Source organism: Fusobacterium perfoetens (assembly GCF_021531595.1).
In the GTDB taxonomy this organism is placed as follows: Bacteria; Fusobacteriota; Fusobacteriia; order Fusobacteriales; family Fusobacteriaceae; genus Fusobacterium_B.
This window is the reverse complement of sequence record NZ_JADYUD010000008.1, coordinates 95,182-111,249: the sequence shown is the minus strand read 5'-3', so window position 1 is coordinate 111,249 and position 16,068 is coordinate 95,182. Positions and strand designations below refer to the sequence as shown.

Genomic DNA, 16,068 nt, shown 5'->3' with positions numbered 1-16,068 from the left:
CAAGATATACTCTTTATGGAAAAGAAATAGCTCTTACAGGAGAAGAAGATATTGCAGATAACAGAATTGAAGGTCATATAGGAGCAGAATATATCCATGAAAATGGTGTAGGTGTAGACGCAAAATATGAAATGATTTGGACAGATAAAGGAGATAACTCAAGAGTAACAGCAGGAATCTCTTATAGATTTTAGTAAATAAAATCTTAACTAAATAAGCACCCAAATAAAATCCTTAATAAAAACAGAACTCAGTCTTGGTGTTTTATACACTGGGGCTGAGTTTTGTTTTATAAGAATATATTTTAATAAAAAAATATTAAAATAGAAATAGCTTATAAACCTATTATTTACTTTTTATGAAAAAAAAGGTATAATATTTATAAAAATAAGGGTGTCTCGCTACCGATTTAAAGGCGAATGATAATATTTAAAAAGGGTAAGTTGAAAACTTGCCCTTTTATTTTAAAAGGAGGAAAAATATTATGATTGATTATAAACCTAGTTTTATTTTCAGAAACAGACATATAAATACTTGTTTTCCTACCCTTTTCAGAAAAATAAATGTTTCATATAAAAGAGAAAGATATGATACATATGACGGCGATTTTATAGATGTTGACTGGATAAAAAACAATAATGACAGAGCCGTTATTTTATGCCATGGGCTTGAAGGAAGTTCAAAAAGTAAATATATTCAGGGAATGAGCAGATATTTTTCAGAAAGAGGCTGGGATACTGCTGCTATTAACTACAGAGGTTGCAGTGGAGAAGTCAACAGAAAGGTAACTTTCTATCATGCTGCTCTTACAGATGATATAAAGCTTGTAATTGAAAAGTGCAAAAACTATAAATATATAGTTGTTATTGGATTCAGTCTTGGAGCAAATATGACCTTAAAATATTTTGGAACAGAAAAAGATATTCCTGATAATGTCATATGTGGAACTGCTGTCTCTCCCCCTTGTGAATTTTTTTCTTCAAGTGAAAAACTAAAAAAGTTTGAAAACATAATTTACAAACTTAAATTTCTCGGCCCTCTTAAAGAAAAGGCTATTGCAAAAGCAAAAGATTATAAAGGGCTTGTAGATGTAGAAAAAATAAGAAAAGCTAAAAATATAGAGGAATTTGACGATGCTTTCACTGCAAGATTTTTTGGATTTAAAGGAGTTAAGGACTACTATAAAAAAGCAAGTTCTATTAAAGATATTCCAAATATAAAAAAACCTGTTTATATTCTTATGCCTTTAGATGATCCAATTATGGGAAAAGAATGTTATCCTTACAAAGAGGCTGAAGAAAATAAATTTATCACACTAGAAACACCAAGATATGGAGGGCATGTAGGTTTTTCATCTTTTAAGCATTATCCCTATATAACTGAAGAGAGAATTTTTGATTTTGTTAATGAATGTGTCAAAAAATCTGAAAATAAGGCAAAATAAATATATCTTTATGTATTTTATTAAAAAAGTTTTTTAGAATTTTCAAATTATAGTAAAATAAATTCATCAAAGATAGTATAATAAAAATATAAAACTTAAATAAAAGGAGAGGATATCATTATGGCAGTATTAGTAACAGGCGGAGCAGGATATATTGGAAGTCACACTGTGGTGCAGTTATTAGAAGACAACAGAGAAGTAGTGATAGTTGACGATTTAAGCAACAGCAGTCCTAAAGTTATAGACAGAATTGAAGCTATAACAGGAAAAAGACCAAAATTTTACGAAGTTAACATATTAGATGAAGAAAAAATGGATGAAATTTTCAAAGAAAATGAAATTGATTCTGTTATTCACTTTGCAGGATTTAAAGCTGTAGGAGAATCAGTAGCAAAACCTCTTGCATATTATACAAATAACTTAACAACAACACTTATAGTTTTAAACTTAATGAAAAAATACGGTGTTCGTAACTTTGTATTCAGTTCATCAGCAACTGTTTACGGAGATCCTCATACATGCCCTATTTTAGAAACATTCCCTTTAAGTGCTACAAATCCTTATGGAAGAACTAAACTTATGATTGAAGAAATGCTTGTTGATATATGTAAAGCAGATAAAGAATTAAATGTAGCTCTTTTAAGATACTTCAATCCAGTTGGAGCACATGAAAGTGGAACAATAGGAGAAGAACCAAATGGAATTCCTAACAACTTAATGCCTTACATTACAAAAGTTGCTGTAGGAAAATTAGAAAAACTTAGCGTTTTCGGAGATGACTACAATACTCCTGACGGAACAGGTGTAAGAGACTATATCCATGTTGTAGACTTAGCAAACGGACATTTAAAAGCTCTTGCAAAACTTGAAACTAATTCAGGACTTGTAATCTATAACCTTGGAACTGGAAAAGGATATAGTGTTCTTGACATGGTAAAAGCATTCAGCAAAGCTTGTGGAAAAGACATTCCATATGTTATAGCTCCAAGAAGACCTGGAGATGTTGCTATGTGTTATGCTGATGCAACAAAAGCAAAAGAAGAATTAGGTTGGGAAGCTAAATATGATTTAGACAGAATGTGTGCTGATTCATGGAGATGGCAAAGTCAAAATCCTAATGGATACAATGATTAATTAAATTAAATTAAATTTAAAATGAGAGTTCAAAATATGAGCTCTCATTTTTTTATGCTTTATTATATTTATAATTTTAATTTTTCCAAAAAATAAAAAAAGGCTGTCGCGAAAGGCAGTCTTAGCTTTCAATGGTGCATCATACTGGACTTGAACCGGTGACCGTACGATTAAGAGTCGTATGCTCTACCAACTGAGCTAATGATGCATTACCTATATAAAAAAATGGAGCGGGAAACGAGGGTCGAACTCGCGACATTCAGCTTGGAAGGCTGACGCTCTACCAACTGAGCTATTCCCGCAATCTTTATCACAGGAATAATTATAGCACTCTCAAAAAAAATTGTCAAATATTTTTTTAATTTTTTTATTCTAAAGATACCTATGTATGTGCTGTTCAGAATCTTTTCCTTTAAAATCAAGGAAATATAGACTTGTTGTAGTTGCTCCTATAACTACATATATAGCTTCTTTTATATACTCTCTTCCAGATAATAAAAAATTATAACAAAAATACCCAGAAATTATCTGGGTATTTTTAGTTTTTTTAATATAAATTTAAAATTTTTATGCTATTTTAAATGAGTAGCAAGGAATTTTTCCATATCTTCATGAGGAACCATTCTTCCCCCTGTTGCCCAACAAATTTGATAAGCATTTTCTATATTTTTTCCTATTCTCCCTTCAATATATTTTCTGCTTTCTTCATGTTTCATAAGGGTAACTGCTCCTTCAAAAGCAGCACATGAAGAAGGTTCTATTCTCTCATGCTCACTTGAATCAAGACATCTTAAATAATCATAAAGCTTATAATCTTCAAGAGTAAATATTCCACTTAAAATAGAATCCATAAGTTTTCCTACAAGCCCTGAAGGTCTTCCTACTGCAAGTCCATCAGCATGAGTAATTCCTGTTATTCCTATATCACGGACACTTATTTTTTCATGAAGTCCTGTTGCCATTCCAAGAACCATACATGGAGCAAGTACTGGTTCTACAAAGAATATATAAACATTTTCTTTAAATATTCTCTTAAGTCCATATGCAACTCCTCCAGGAGCTCCTCCTACTCCACATGGAATATACACTATAAGAGGGTGCTCTTTATCTATTACAATTCCTTTTTCATCAAATTGCTTTTTTATTCTTGAAGCTGCAACAGTATATCCTAAGAATAAATTCATTGATTTTTCATCATCTACAAAATAACTTTTAGGATCTGCATCAGAGCTTTTTCTTCCCTCTTCAACAGCTTTTCCATAGTCATCTGCATATTCTATTACAGTTACTCCTTTTGATCTAAGCATATCTTTTTTCCATTGCTTTGCATCAGCTGACATATGAACTATTACCTCAAATCCAAGAGCAGCACTTGTTATTCCTATGCTAAGTCCTAAATTCCCTGTTGAACCTACCTGAACTTTATAACCTGAAAAGAATTTTTTAAATTTCTCATCTGCAAGAATTGAATAATCATCTGTTACAGAAAGCATTCTAGCTTCAATAGCTAAATCTTCTGCATGTTTTAATATTTCATAAACTCCTCCTCTAGCTTTTATTGAACCTGCTACTGGAAGGTGACTGTCCATTTTTAAATATAATTTTCCTGGTATTTCTGTTTCATATTTTTTTTCAAGTTCTTTCTGCATTGCAAAAATTGGTTCTAAAGGTGATTCTATTATTCCATCTGTTTCTGCTGTTTCAGGGAAAGATTTCTTTATAAATGGAGCAAATCTTTTTAGACGCTCTTCTGCATCTTTTAATTCTTCATCTGATACAGGAAGATTTTTTTCATACTCTCTATAATCCATCTCTTTAGGATTTATCCATACTATTTCTTGTTTTTCTGCTATTTTTTTTACTGTTTCATTTTTCATTAGTTCTTCTATATTCATTTTTTCTCCAATTTTTATTTTTTATAAAAAGGAGTTATTGCAAATTTATTTGCAGTAGCTCCTTTCTCTAATTAAAAGTAAATCTTCCTAACATTGAAAAGCAATTTATGATTTACAAACAATATTTTTTTAAATATTTGGTATCTGCCAGTTTATTTCTTTCTTTCCTAAAGATTTTAAAATTTCGTTTACTTTTTTAAAATGTCCACAGCCAAAAAATCCTCTGCTTGCTGAAAGAGGACTTGGGTGAACTCCCTCTATTATAAAATGTTTAGGATTTGTTATAAGTCTTTTTTTACTTTTTGCATTATTTCCCCATAAAATAAAGATTACTGGCTCTTCTTTTTCATTAAGAAGTTCTATTATTCTATCTGTAAAGATTTCCCAACCTTTTCCTTTATGAGAGTTTGCCTGTCCATCTCTTACTGTAAGAGCTGTATTTAAAAGAAGGATTCCCTGTTCTGCCCATGGCATAAGATATCCATTATTTGGAATTGTACAACCAAGTTCATCTTTTAATTCTTTATACATATTTTTAAGAGAAGGAGGTGCAGGAATTCCTGGTTTTACAGAAAATGCCATACCATGAGCCTGTCCCTGACCATGATAAGGATCTTGTCCAAGAAGAAGAATTTTTGTATCTGCATAACTTGATACTTTTAAAGCTGAAAAAATATCATTCATATCAGGGTGTATAATCTGAGTTCTGTACTCACTTATTAAAAATTCTCTCAGTTTTTTATAATACTCTTTTTCAAATTCATCTTTTAATAGTTCGTCCCAGTCATTTCCTAAATTAACCATATGCTTCTCCTTAATTTTAAATCATAGATTTATTATTCTTTGTTTGTTGTAAGATTACCACATTCTGGAATTATTCTTCTCATTCCACATCCTAGGCAGCCTTTTCTGCAGTCATGTGAAAGAGCAGCTTCTTCAGATTTTTTAAGCTCTCTTTTAAAAAATTCTTTTGATACTCCCACATCTATTATATCCCATGGAAGATCTGCTTCTATATCTCTTTTTCCTAGATATTCTTCAGGAGTTATTCCAAGTTCTTCCATAGCTTCCATCCAAAGATTGAAGTTATCTCTGTAGTCATCAAGTTTAACTCCTTTTTTGAATGCAAGTTCTATTAAATCTCCTGTTTTTTCATCTCCTCTTGAAATAAATCCTTCAAGATAAGATTTTTTAGGAGGGTGTATTTTAAGAGCTACACCTTTAAGACCTGCAAAAAGATCTCTTAGATAATTATGTTTTTCAGCCATTTCCTCCATGCTCATCTGTTTACACCATTCATAAGGAGTGTGAGGTTTTGGAATAAAGTTTGAAACACTTACAGTTATATTTATTCTTTTATTAATAGGTCTGCAAAGTCCTATTACTTTTTTAGCAAGATCATAAATTCCTTTTACATCTTCCATAGTTTCAAAAGGAAGTCCTATCATAAAATAAAATTTAAGACTTACCCAGCCTGCTTTTACTGCTTCAACAGCTGTTTCAAGAATTTCATGTTCCTCAACACCTTTATTTATTACATCTCTCATTCTTTGAGAACCTGCTTCAGGAGCAAAAGTAAATCCTGTTCTTTTTCCTCCACTTATTTGTTCAGCAACTCTTACTGAATGAGGATTCATTCTAAGTGATGGAAGAGAGATTCCAATATTATCATCTTTATATTTTTCCTGCAGTGTTTTTAAAAGTGTATCTATATTTGTATAGTCACTACTGCTAAGTGAAGATAGAGAAATTTCTGAATATCCTGTACTTGAAAGCATTGATTCAATAAGCTTTAAATTATTTTCAAGGCTTCTTTCTCTTACAGGTCTATATACCATTCCTGCCTGACAGAATCTGCATCCTCTTGTACATCCTCTTTGAATTTCAACAGAAGCTCTGTCATGGACTATTGATATATAAGGCACTAACTGATTTTCATACATTTTAGAATTATTTATATCTTTTAAAATAGCTCTTCTTATTTTCTTTTTTCCATCATGGAAGGCTGGAATATATACACCTTCAAGGTGTTCAATGGCTCTTAATCTTTCTTCTTTTGATTTTCCTTCAGTCTGAACAAAAATTTCGGCAAGCTTAACCATTGTTTCTTCTCCATCTCCTACAACTAAAAAGTCAACAAACTTTTTAAGAGGAGCTGGATTCATAACACAAGTTCCCCCAGCCATAATAAGAGGATGACTTTCATCTCTGTCCTCTCTTCTTATAGGAATTCCTGCAAGGTCAAGAGCATTAAGCATATTTGGATAACACATTTCATAAGAAAGAGAAAATCCTACAATATCAAAGTCTTTCAGTTCTCTCTTACTTTCAAGTGAAAACATAGGAATATTATCTCTTCTCATAATCTCTTCCATGTCATCAAAAGGAATAAATCCTCTTTCAAGTGCAAAACCTTCAACTTGATTCATAAGAGAATAAAGTATTCTTATTCCAAGATTTGACATTCCCACTTCATATACATCAGGGAAAAATAGACACATACTCGCTTTATAATCTGTTTTATGATAACTGTTTATCTCATTTCCCAGATATTGTGCTGGCTTTTCAACAGCCAACAAATATTTATCAATATTTACTTTCATTATTTCTCCTTATTTTTATAATTTCCCTTGCATTAAAAAAATTTTCGTAATTTATGCAGTGAGTTGAACGATAAAAAATGACATGTCTGAGGCAGAGCCGAGTTTGTCATTTTTAGTGAAACGAACAATATAAATAGAAAATCTTTTTCACCAGCAAGGCAGTTTTCTTTTGGTTCATTTTCTTTGGCTGCACAAAGAAAATGAACAATATTTATTTATCATCTAATTTTTGAAATTCTCTCATTTTTATATCTTCTGTTTTAGTATGATGATTAAGAGCTAGTTCAGCAACTTTTAAATTTATATTTTTTAATTTTTCAAAAGATTTATAAGGGTGTTTTTCAATATGCTTATCACCAATAATAACTTTTTTAATCCTTCTAAAAAGAGAATAATTTTCTTTTCCACAGTCATGAAGAAGTGCAAGTTTTAAATAATCTATGTCCTCTTTAAGAAGACTGTTTTTTTCTGTAAGTTTGTATAAATTAAAAGAGTGAATTTTATCATACTCACTCATTTTATCAAAAATATGAAATTCTTCATTACTTAAAATTTTTTTTACTGAAGAATCATTTTCTTCATGATATTTTCCAAAAAGAAAAATAAGTCCCTGTTTTATTCTTGCAGAAGTCATATTTCCCTCACAATAATAGTTCCATACTCTTTTCTAAGTTTCTTTATATTTCTTCCATTTTTTCCTATTACTTCCCCTTTTTTATCTTTTGATACATAAAAAACAGAGAAAGTTTTGTCTTCTGTTCTTTCAACTTTTTCAACATTTTCAATTTTAATATCTTTATCCTCTGTAAGTATATTTTTAAGAAGTTCTTCTTTCAAATATATCTTTTCAAGTGTCAGATATTTTCCTGGAAGTGCTGTTATTTCCCCTGTAAGAATATATCCACTCATTATTCTTACTTGTTTTGGCATAAAAGAATTTCCTATAAATATAAGCTCTCCATCTTTATAACTTACTTCTACAGTTCTTATATGTTCTTTCAGCTTTTCTCCCTTTGTATCTGTAAATCTGCTCACATCATAAGTTCCTGTAAGTTCTTTACACATATTATCAATTTCTTCTTCTGATTTTGTGATTTTTTTCTTTGGAAATCTATAAATATATTTTCTTTTTTCCACATAATCAGGAAAAATTAAATTAGGAAAAGTTTTTCTCACTCCTGTTATTTTTATTTTTCCCTCTGCTCTGCTGTTAAAATCACAAACTATCTTTTGAACATCTCTATTGAAATTACTGCTGACATAAAGACAATTATTTCCACTAACTTTAGCATCTGTTCTTCCTCCCTGCTGAATCCCCTTCGCCCATGTAAACCCAAGTGAATTCATTATTTCTTTAAAATAACCTTTTACTGTTGCTTTGCCATCTATCTCATCAAAGGCATCAAAGCCACTGCCTCTGTAGAACACATCAAATATATAACCTGTTTTCTTGCTTTTTTCTAAAACTCTTATATCCACAGTATATCTTCCTAAATTTAAAATTTTACATTCTTTTTTATTATACCATAATATCCTCTCCTGCTCAATAAAATCAAAGTAATTTTAAAATATTTTTAAAATAAAAAATCAGGTAGTTTGACTTCTACCTGACTTTTTGGGATTAAAATTTTATTTTAAATTCTTGGTTATGCTAATTGTTTTTTAAGCCAGTCTTTTCCTTCAACAACTCTTGTTACAAGCATAGAAGCTATTGTATCTCCACTGGCATTAATCATTGTAGCAAATGGATCTACAAGATATCCTATTGTTGCAATTATTGGAAATGCTTCAGCTGGGAATCCATACATTGTAACTATAAACATTTCTCCTATAAGTCCTCCACCTGGAACACCTGACATTACAACTCCTCCTGCTATTGAAAGAAGAAGAGCACTTGCATAAGTTCCTACACCTTCAAAAGGCACTTGGAAAATTCCAAATAGGAATGATATTTTTAAGATTGAACTTAAAACTGTTCCATCCATATGAGCTGTTGCTCCTATTGGAAGAATAATTTCTCTGATATCTTTTGGAACACCGATTTTTTCACATGCTTCAAGGTTTACTGGAAGTGTTGCAATAGAACTTTGAGTAGCTACAGCTGTAACTGCTGGAGAAACTACATATTTTAATCTTCTTACACCTTCCATTCCTCCTGAAATCCAAGCATAAAGAGGAAATGCTGTAAACATATATACAAGACAAAGAGGATAATAAACTGCCATTGCTCTTGCATAAGAACCTAAAAGTTCTTTACCATGCTCACCAATAAGAGCTGCAAAATAAGCACCTAATCCAATTGGAGCATAATACATTAAAAGTCCAACTATTTTTAAGAATACTTCTGAAAGTGCATCAAGCCCTTTTGCTATTACTTTTCCTTTTTCACCAATCATATTTGTGCATATACCAAATACTATTGAAAATATAATTAAAGGTAACATATTTTTTCTTGAAATAAGTTCAGGGAAATCTGTAACAGTTATAGCTGATACAATTTGATCTCCTGTTTGGAAAGGTTTAAGTGCTTCAGCAGCTGGCATTGCAAGTGAAACTCCTTCAGCTGGTGGGAATACTTTAACTGTTATAAATACATAAACAGCTGCAACCATTCCTGTTCCCACAAATGTTATAAGCATAGTTTTTAAAATTTTTCCAAGTCTGTTCATATCACTCATTCCTGCTATTGAACTACTGATTGTTACAAAAACAAGAGGAACTACTACCATGAACATACCATTTATAAACAAATCTCCAAAAGGCTTAAACATTGTAGCCTTTTCTCCCATTTGAATACCTACAATACTTCCTATAAATATTGCTCCAAGAAGTATGATTGAAAACTTATAAGCTTCCCATATACTTTGTTTTTTACTTTCTCCCATTTTTTTCCTCCCAAAAGTTATTTTATTTTATATATATTAAGAAAGTTTTGATAATACAACTGTAAGATCAAGAGTTTTAGTTCCATCTTCAAGAATAAAGCATGGAATTCCTATTCCTCCAGCAGCTCTTATTCCTGCATACATATCACTTGTCTCACGAACAGAAAGATATTTTTTTAATGAATCTAAACTTTCTGATAAATTTTCAAAATTTACTTCTACATTTTTTTCTTTTAAAACTTCAAGTGCATTTCTTGTGTCTTCACATAAGTGACTTCCGATTACTGTTAATTTCATATTTCTTCCTCCTAAATTTTTATTGTTTTCACTATAATATAAAGCAATTTTTATGCCACTAATAAAAATTTTTTTCTTATTATTTTCACACACTTTTTTTATATTTTTTTTATAATGAAACAAATAAAATAAAAAAATGGCAGAATAAATCAACCCTATTCTGCCATATAACCCATTTATTTTATATTTTTCAAAAACTCTTCTCCCTGTTCTGAGATAATATTTCCTTTTCTTCCCTTGAAAACTTTAATAAAATCTATTTTTTCAAGATTTTTTAAAATTCCTCTTATCTCTTGTTCAGATAAATCAATGCCGTTTTTTTCACATATTTTACATAAATTTTTTCTTCCACTGCTCATTCCAGATTTTTGATTTTCTTTTATCTTTTTTAAAATAAAAATATATTCTTTATATCTATGTCCTGCTATTTCTTTCAATATATTTTCATCACTGATTTCTTCTTTTTCTTCTATTTTATGTTCAAGATAATATTCTTTTACTGCTAAAGGCATATCTTCAAAATCAATATATTCTTCTCCCATGAAATTAAAGAACTCTACATAGTTTTTAAGTTCTCTTATATTCCCTTCCCAATTATACATTTTAAAAGCTTCTTTTGCCTTGGAAGTGAATTTAAAGTCTGCACCTATTTCATTTTTAAATCTTTCTAAAAGAAGATATATATCATCTTCTCTTTCTCTTAAAGGAGGAATCATTATAGGAAGAGTGTTTATTCTGTAATATAAATCTTTTCTAAATTTATTTTCTTTTATAAGTTTTCTTAACTCTTCATTTGTGGCAGCTATAATCCTTACATCTATGTTTATAACCTTATCTCCACCTATTCTCATTATCTCTTTTTCCTGAATCACTCTTAAAAGTTTTATCTGAAGAGCTGGGCTCATTCCCTCAATTTCATCAAGAAAAAGTGTTCCCATATGAGCAAATTCAAACAGTCCTATCTTTCCCCCTCTTTTTGCTCCTGTAAATGCTCCCTCTTCATAACCAAAAAGCTCACTTTCCAAAAGGTTTTCAGGAATTGCTGCACAATTTACTGCAACGAAAGGATAATCTTTTCTGTCAGAATAATTATGAACTGCGTGAGCAAAAAGTTCTTTTCCTGTTCCACTCTCTCCTGTAATAAGAACTGCTGAATTAGTTTTTGCCATTTTCTTAGCAATTTCTTTTATCCTTTTTATAGCTCCTGATTCTCCAAGAATATCATCAAAAGTATATTTTGCCTTGTGCCCTTTATTAAGAAGCTGCCTTCTAAGTTCATGCTGCTTTTGTTCTTCTTCTTTAAATCTTTGAAGAACTGCAAAAGCTCCCATATAATTTTCTGCTTTTATAACTGGAGTGATATTAAGATTCACATACTCCCCATTTACTTGAACAAGCCTTGATCTTATCTCTTTTCCTGTTTCACGAACTTCGCTGAAAGGAACACACGAAAGAATATCACAAGCACTGTTTCCTATAAGATTTATACTTTTTTTATTTAAAATTTTCTCTGCACTTTCATTGCACGAACAGATAAAATTATCTTTATCAACACCTATTATAGCAATATCAAGTATTCCCATAAGAATTCCAAGCTGACTTTCTGACTGTGTTGCCTTTTCAAGAATCTTACTTAAACTGTAGTCATTTGTTGCAACACTATCAAGATATTCTTTTATTTTTTTATAATAAAGAATATGTTCAAATTCAAGTTTTAAAGCAATTTCAATTATAGTATTTGCATCTAATATTCTATGTCCTATATCAATAATCTCTCTTCCTTGTGCTTCTTCTGGAAGTAACTTTGTTTCTGCAGGGGTTATTATAAGAGAATTTTCAGGAAATTTTTCCATATCTGGATAAGCAGGAATAAATTCTATATTATTTACTCCTAGATGATACATCATAGCAATAGCTTCCATACACATTTTCTGTGTTACATTAAAGAAAATTGCTTTTGTTCCCTTAGGAAAATTTTTCAAGAAATTTTTTCTTTCTTTAGTTATTGTATAGTCAACTATAACTATATTTTTATTTTTTAAAAATTTTTCATCAAGATACTCATTAGCACTGCTTGAAATAACATAAAGATCTGATTTTTTTAGATTATCTACAGTATTATCTTCAAGACTATGTATACTTGTTTCCACTAGATCTCCGAAAATCATATCAATCTGATCTTTCATAGAGTTTCTTATTTCTTTTGCTCTTGTTATTACAGCTACCTGTTTTTTCATATTCTCTCACCTATGCAAAATAAATTTTATATCATAATTGTAACTTATATTTAAAAAACTGTAAAATAAAAAACTGCCAATATAAATGAGGTTGCTGCATTTTCTAATTTATAAAAAATAAAATTTTATTTTTATAGATTTACAACAGCTCCATAATATAAGCAGTTTTTTATTTTTATTTTATTTTATTTTCAAAAATTTCAACTATTGTTTTTTCTGTTCCTGTCATTCCTGGAGAGGCTATAAGTCCCATATTTCTCATAGTTTCTTCAGGTGTATTACCATTTATTCCATGAACATTATAAATATATACACCATTCATGGCAAATTCTGCTGAACGAAAAGCTGTATCAGTTGCAGCAATTCCTTTCATTGTACACCCTTGATTTCCTCCGTCACAAATCATTCCAGTTATACTTGAAGCCATGTTATTTATTGTATGAGACATTTCCTCATAAGAACCATTTCTCATAAAAACAATAGCACATGCCATTCCTGTTCCTGCTGCTATTCCACAACCACAGAAAGCAGATAAACGCCCTGAATATTCTTTTATATACATACAAACAAGATAACTTAAAGCTGCCCCTCTTAAAAGTATTTCTTCAGAAAGATTTTTTACTTTCTGTTCTGCAAGTAAAGGCATAACAGCTATTATTCCATGAGCACCAGAACCTGTTATGCTCATTGCTGGCTTATCAAGTCCTATTACCCTCGCTTCAATAGCTCCATTACATAAAAGCTGAGCTGTTTTTAAAACATCATCTGAAAATATTTTTTCTCCATTCATTTTAAAAAGCTGATGTATAAAAGTTGATTTTGAGCTTTTAAGCCCTTCGTTAAAAAGCTCCATATTAACTTCAAAGGCTTTTTTTATAAATTTTATCTCTTCTATATCTACATTTTTTGCATAATCAATAATCTCTTTTAAAGTATATTTATGGATAAGAGGAATTTCTTCTCCTTCATTTTCTTTTTTCTCATCTGCTTTTTCAAAAACTGTTTTTCCATTAAGAGATATTTTTACAATATTTGTATGAGTATCTTTAATAGTTACCACACAAATATCTGTTTCTGTTTTAACTGTAGCTTCTATAAATATATCTGAACTTATTCCAGAAAGTTTAACCTTTACCCTTCCTTCTTTTACAAGCTTTTCAGCTTTTTTATTATCTTCTTCTGTTACATCTGCAAGAGACTCAAGACCTTTTTCAGGATTTCCTGCTATTACTCCAAGAGCTGCTGCAAAAATATTTCCTACTTCATCTGAATTAGGAATTCCACATGTAAAAGCATTTTTATACATTCCTGAATTCATTTCAACAGAAACTTCTTCTACATTTCCTTTTGTAAAACTTACAGCTTTTGACGCTGCAAAAGCTATTGCTCCTGGCTCTGTTACTCCAAGAGCAGGCTTCATGTCATTAAAAATTAATTCTGTTAACTTTTCCATAAAATCTCCTTAAAATTTCTCTTTTGTCTCTGCATTTATAAATATTATTTTTTAATATTTCTTACAGCTTTTTCTATTCTTTCCATAGCATCTTCAACCATATATCTTGGACATGCTATGTTTAATCTTGCAAAACCTGTTCCATTTGCTCCAAATCCTGCTCCGTCATTCATTGCAACTTTTGCATCTTTTAAAAGCATATCTGTAATTTCAGCTGGAGTAAGATTAAGACCGTTGAAATCAAGCCACATTAAATAAGTTCCTTCAGGTTTAAATGTTTTTATTTCAGGAATTCTTTCTTTTATAAAATCAACAACATACTGTGCATTTCCATCTAAATGTTCAAGAAGTTCTGAAAGCCATTCTTCTCCATGTTTATATGCTGCTTCAAATCCTACAAGACTGAATGGATTATTTCTTTTTATATCCATTTCTCCCAATTCTGTATCAAAAGCTTTCCATTCCTCTTCTCTTGGGAATGTTGCAAATGATGCCTGAAGTCCTGCTATATTAAATGTTTTTGTAGGAGAAAAACAAGTTATTGTTATATCTTCTATTTCTTTGCTAATTGAAGCTATAGGTGTATGAGTATGTCCTGGAAGAACAAGGTCTCTCCAGATTTCATCTGCAAGAATTCTTACATTATATTTTAAACAAAGTTCTCCTACTTTTTCAAGTTCTTCTTTCTTCCATACTCTTCCTACAGGATTATGAGGGCTACAAAGAATGAAAAGAGTTACTTTTTCATCTGAAAGTTTTCTTTCTAAATCTTCAAAATCCATTGTATAATATCCATTTTCATCTTTTACAAGTTCATTTGTAACAAGAGTTCTCTTTCCATTTTTTACTGACTCTGCAAAAGGTGGATAAACAGGTGTCTGAATTAATACCTTTTCATCTTCTTTAGTAAGAGATTTTACAAGCATATTCATGCTTGGAACAACTCCTGGACTATGAATAAGTGTTTTAGGATTTATTTTATATCCAAATCTTTTTTCAAGCCATTGTGCTGCTGTTTCATAGTATGAATCAGGTCTGTATACATAACCAAATATAGCCTGATCAGCCTTTTCTTTTATTGCTTCAACAACTTCAGGAACTGTTTTTATATCCATGTCTGCAATCCACATTGGAAGAAGATCATCTGAACCAAATTTTTTACCCATTTCCTCCCATTTTGCTGCATGATTTTTACTTCTGTCAACTTTCTCATTAAAATTAAATTTCATTTTATGCTCTCCTTAATATATTTTCTTTATATTAATATATTAAGCAAATTTTATGCCACTATTTTGATTTTTAATTTTTTATCTTTTCTGCTGCTTTTTTACATTTTTTTCACTATCAGAACTTATCTTATTTTTTATTAGGTTAAATTGGTTAAATATTCTTTCTTTTTATCCTATTTTATTATATCATAAAATTAAAAATAAAAAGACAGATATACTGTCTTAATTTTTTCACAAAACATATATCTGTCTTAAAATATTTTTATTTATTTAAATATCCTTTTAAAGTACTTATAACCATATCAACAGCAACTTTATTTTCTCCACCTCTTGGTATAATTATATCTGCATAACGCTTACTAGGTTCACAGAACTCAAGATACATAGGTTTTACTGTTGCAAGATACTGGTCTCTTACAGATTCAAGGCTTCTTCCTCTTTCATTCATATCTCTTTCTATTCTTCTTAATATCATTTCATCTGCATCTGTATCAACGAAAATTTTCATATCAAAAAGTTCTCTTATTTCAGGAACTGCAAATATTAATATTCCCTCAACTATTATTATCTTTGAAGGATTTATTTTCACTGTTCCCTCTTTTCTTGAATGAGTTGTAAAATCATAAATAGGTCTTTCTATTGATTCTCCATTTTTTAATGACTCTAAATGTTTTCTAAGAAGTTCAAATTCTATTGAATCAGGATGGTCAAAGTTCACCTTCGCTTTTTCTTCCATAGTCATATTTATAAGCTCTCTGTAATAAGCATCTTGTTCCACCAAAGCTGCGTCTTCTGCTTTAAAAGCTTTTACCAGATTATTGGCAACAGTTGTTTTTCCACTTCCACTTCCTCCTGCCACTCCTACTAAAATGCAGTTTTTCATATTTTTCC

At 30.3% G+C, this 16,068-nt stretch carries 14 protein-coding genes and 2 tRNA genes; 3 read left to right on the top strand and 13 right to left on the bottom strand.

Annotated features, from left to right (window positions below; translation table 11 throughout):
• From I6E17_RS06355 to galE, 3 genes are all read left to right on the top strand, one after another.
• The coding region (locus tag I6E17_RS06355; protein ID WP_235236231.1) for a hypothetical protein at positions 1-194 on the top strand (194 nt) is incomplete at its 5' end.
• 290 nt (positions 195-484) lie between these two features.
• Positions 485-1,444, top strand: coding sequence for a YheT family hydrolase (locus I6E17_RS06350; RefSeq protein WP_235236229.1), 960 nt, complete (start codon positions 485-487; stop codon positions 1,442-1,444).
• Between the two features lie 120 nt (positions 1,445-1,564).
• Positions 1,565-2,578 carry a UDP-glucose 4-epimerase GalE gene (gene galE / locus I6E17_RS06345; RefSeq protein ID WP_235236227.1) on the top strand — a complete coding sequence of 338 codons (1,014 nt, stop codon included), beginning with the start codon at positions 1,565-1,567 and terminating at the stop codon, positions 2,576-2,578.
• Positions 2,579-2,710: 132 nt separating this feature from the next.
• Here the strand turns inward: galE and I6E17_RS06340 are convergent.
• From I6E17_RS06340 to udk, 13 genes are all read right to left on the bottom strand, one after another.
• Positions 2,711-2,786: transfer RNA gene (locus tag I6E17_RS06340), tRNA-Lys, on the bottom strand.
• 18 nt (positions 2,787-2,804) lie between these two features.
• Positions 2,805-2,880 (bottom strand) — tRNA-Gly (locus I6E17_RS06335).
• Between the two features lie 270 nt (positions 2,881-3,150).
• On the bottom strand, positions 3,151-4,473 hold the full coding sequence (gene dsdA / locus I6E17_RS06330; protein WP_235236226.1) for a D-serine ammonia-lyase: 1,323 nt from the start codon (positions 4,471-4,473) through the stop codon (positions 3,151-3,153).
• A 129-nt stretch (positions 4,474-4,602) separates the two neighbouring features.
• Positions 4,603-5,277, bottom strand: a complete 675-nt coding sequence (locus I6E17_RS06325; RefSeq protein WP_176829339.1) for a uracil-DNA glycosylase — start codon at positions 5,275-5,277, stop codon at positions 4,603-4,605.
• Positions 5,278-5,309: 32 nt separating this feature from the next.
• A complete protein-coding gene (locus I6E17_RS06320) occupies positions 5,310-7,076 on the bottom strand; it encodes a TIGR03960 family B12-binding radical SAM protein (RefSeq protein ID WP_235236224.1) in 1,767 nt (588 codons plus the stop codon).
• A 211-nt stretch (positions 7,077-7,287) separates the two neighbouring features.
• Positions 7,288-7,710, bottom strand: a complete 423-nt coding sequence (locus tag I6E17_RS06315; protein WP_235236222.1) for an HD domain-containing protein — start codon at positions 7,708-7,710, stop codon at positions 7,288-7,290.
• Positions 7,707-8,555, bottom strand: coding sequence for a KH domain-containing protein (locus tag I6E17_RS10005; protein WP_235236220.1), 849 nt, complete (start codon positions 8,553-8,555; stop codon positions 7,707-7,709). Before I6E17_RS10005 ends, I6E17_RS06315 begins: the two co-directional genes overlap by 4 nt.
• Positions 8,556-8,722: 167 nt before the next feature.
• Positions 8,723-9,961, bottom strand: coding sequence for a dicarboxylate/amino acid:cation symporter (locus I6E17_RS06305; protein WP_235236219.1), 1,239 nt, complete (start codon positions 9,959-9,961; stop codon positions 8,723-8,725).
• A gap of 36 nt (positions 9,962-9,997) precedes the next feature.
• On the bottom strand, positions 9,998-10,258 hold the full coding sequence (locus I6E17_RS06300) for a glutaredoxin (protein ID WP_176829344.1): 261 nt from the start codon (positions 10,256-10,258) through the stop codon (positions 9,998-10,000).
• 176 nt (positions 10,259-10,434) lie between these two features.
• Positions 10,435-12,495 (bottom strand): sigma-54 interaction domain-containing protein, encoded by a 2,061-nt coding sequence (locus I6E17_RS06295; RefSeq protein ID WP_235236217.1) that lies wholly within the window; start codon positions 12,493-12,495, stop codon positions 10,435-10,437.
• Between the two features lie 175 nt (positions 12,496-12,670).
• Complete coding sequence (locus I6E17_RS06290) at positions 12,671-13,948, bottom strand: serine dehydratase subunit alpha family protein (RefSeq protein WP_235236215.1); 1,278 nt, start codon at positions 13,946-13,948, stop codon at positions 12,671-12,673.
• Between the two features lie 44 nt (positions 13,949-13,992).
• Complete coding sequence (locus I6E17_RS06285; RefSeq protein ID WP_235236213.1) at positions 13,993-15,177, bottom strand: MalY/PatB family protein; 1,185 nt, start codon at positions 15,175-15,177, stop codon at positions 13,993-13,995.
• A gap of 262 nt (positions 15,178-15,439) precedes the next feature.
• Positions 15,440-16,060 carry a uridine kinase gene (gene udk, locus I6E17_RS06280; RefSeq protein WP_235236211.1) on the bottom strand — a complete coding sequence of 207 codons (621 nt, stop codon included), beginning with the start codon at positions 16,058-16,060 and terminating at the stop codon, positions 15,440-15,442.
• Positions 16,061-16,068 lie beyond the last annotated feature (8 nt).

Excerpts from the sequence above, each read along its gene's own strand:
- I6E17_RS06350 (WP_235236229.1), top strand. The coding sequence starts at position 485 with ATGATTGATTATAAACCTAGTTTTATTTTCAGAAACAGACATATAAAT.
- galE (WP_235236227.1), top strand. The coding sequence starts at position 1,565 with ATGGCAGTATTAGTAACAGGCGGAGCAGGATATATTGGAAGTCACACT.
- dsdA (WP_235236226.1), bottom strand. The coding sequence starts at position 4,473 with ATGAATATAGAAGAACTAATGAAAAATGAAACAGTAAAAAAAATAGCA.
- I6E17_RS06325 (WP_176829339.1), bottom strand. The coding sequence starts at position 5,277 with ATGGTTAATTTAGGAAATGACTGGGACGAACTATTAAAAGATGAATTT.
- I6E17_RS06320 (WP_235236224.1), bottom strand. The coding sequence starts at position 7,076 with ATGAAAGTAAATATTGATAAATATTTGTTGGCTGTTGAAAAGCCAGCA.
- I6E17_RS06315 (WP_235236222.1), bottom strand. The coding sequence starts at position 7,710 with ATGACTTCTGCAAGAATAAAACAGGGACTTATTTTTCTTTTTGGAAAA.
- I6E17_RS06305 (WP_235236219.1), bottom strand. The coding sequence starts at position 9,961 with ATGGGAGAAAGTAAAAAACAAAGTATATGGGAAGCTTATAAGTTTTCA.
- I6E17_RS06300 (WP_176829344.1), bottom strand. The coding sequence starts at position 10,258 with ATGAAATTAACAGTAATCGGAAGTCACTTATGTGAAGACACAAGAAAT.
- I6E17_RS06295 (WP_235236217.1), bottom strand. The coding sequence starts at position 12,495 with ATGAAAAAACAGGTAGCTGTAATAACAAGAGCAAAAGAAATAAGAAAC.
- I6E17_RS06290 (WP_235236215.1), bottom strand. The coding sequence starts at position 13,948 with ATGGAAAAGTTAACAGAATTAATTTTTAATGACATGAAGCCTGCTCTT.
- I6E17_RS06285 (WP_235236213.1), bottom strand. The coding sequence starts at position 15,177 with ATGAAATTTAATTTTAATGAGAAAGTTGACAGAAGTAAAAATCATGCA.
- udk (WP_235236211.1), bottom strand. The coding sequence starts at position 16,060 with ATGAAAAACTGCATTTTAGTAGGAGTGGCAGGAGGAAGTGGAAGTGGA.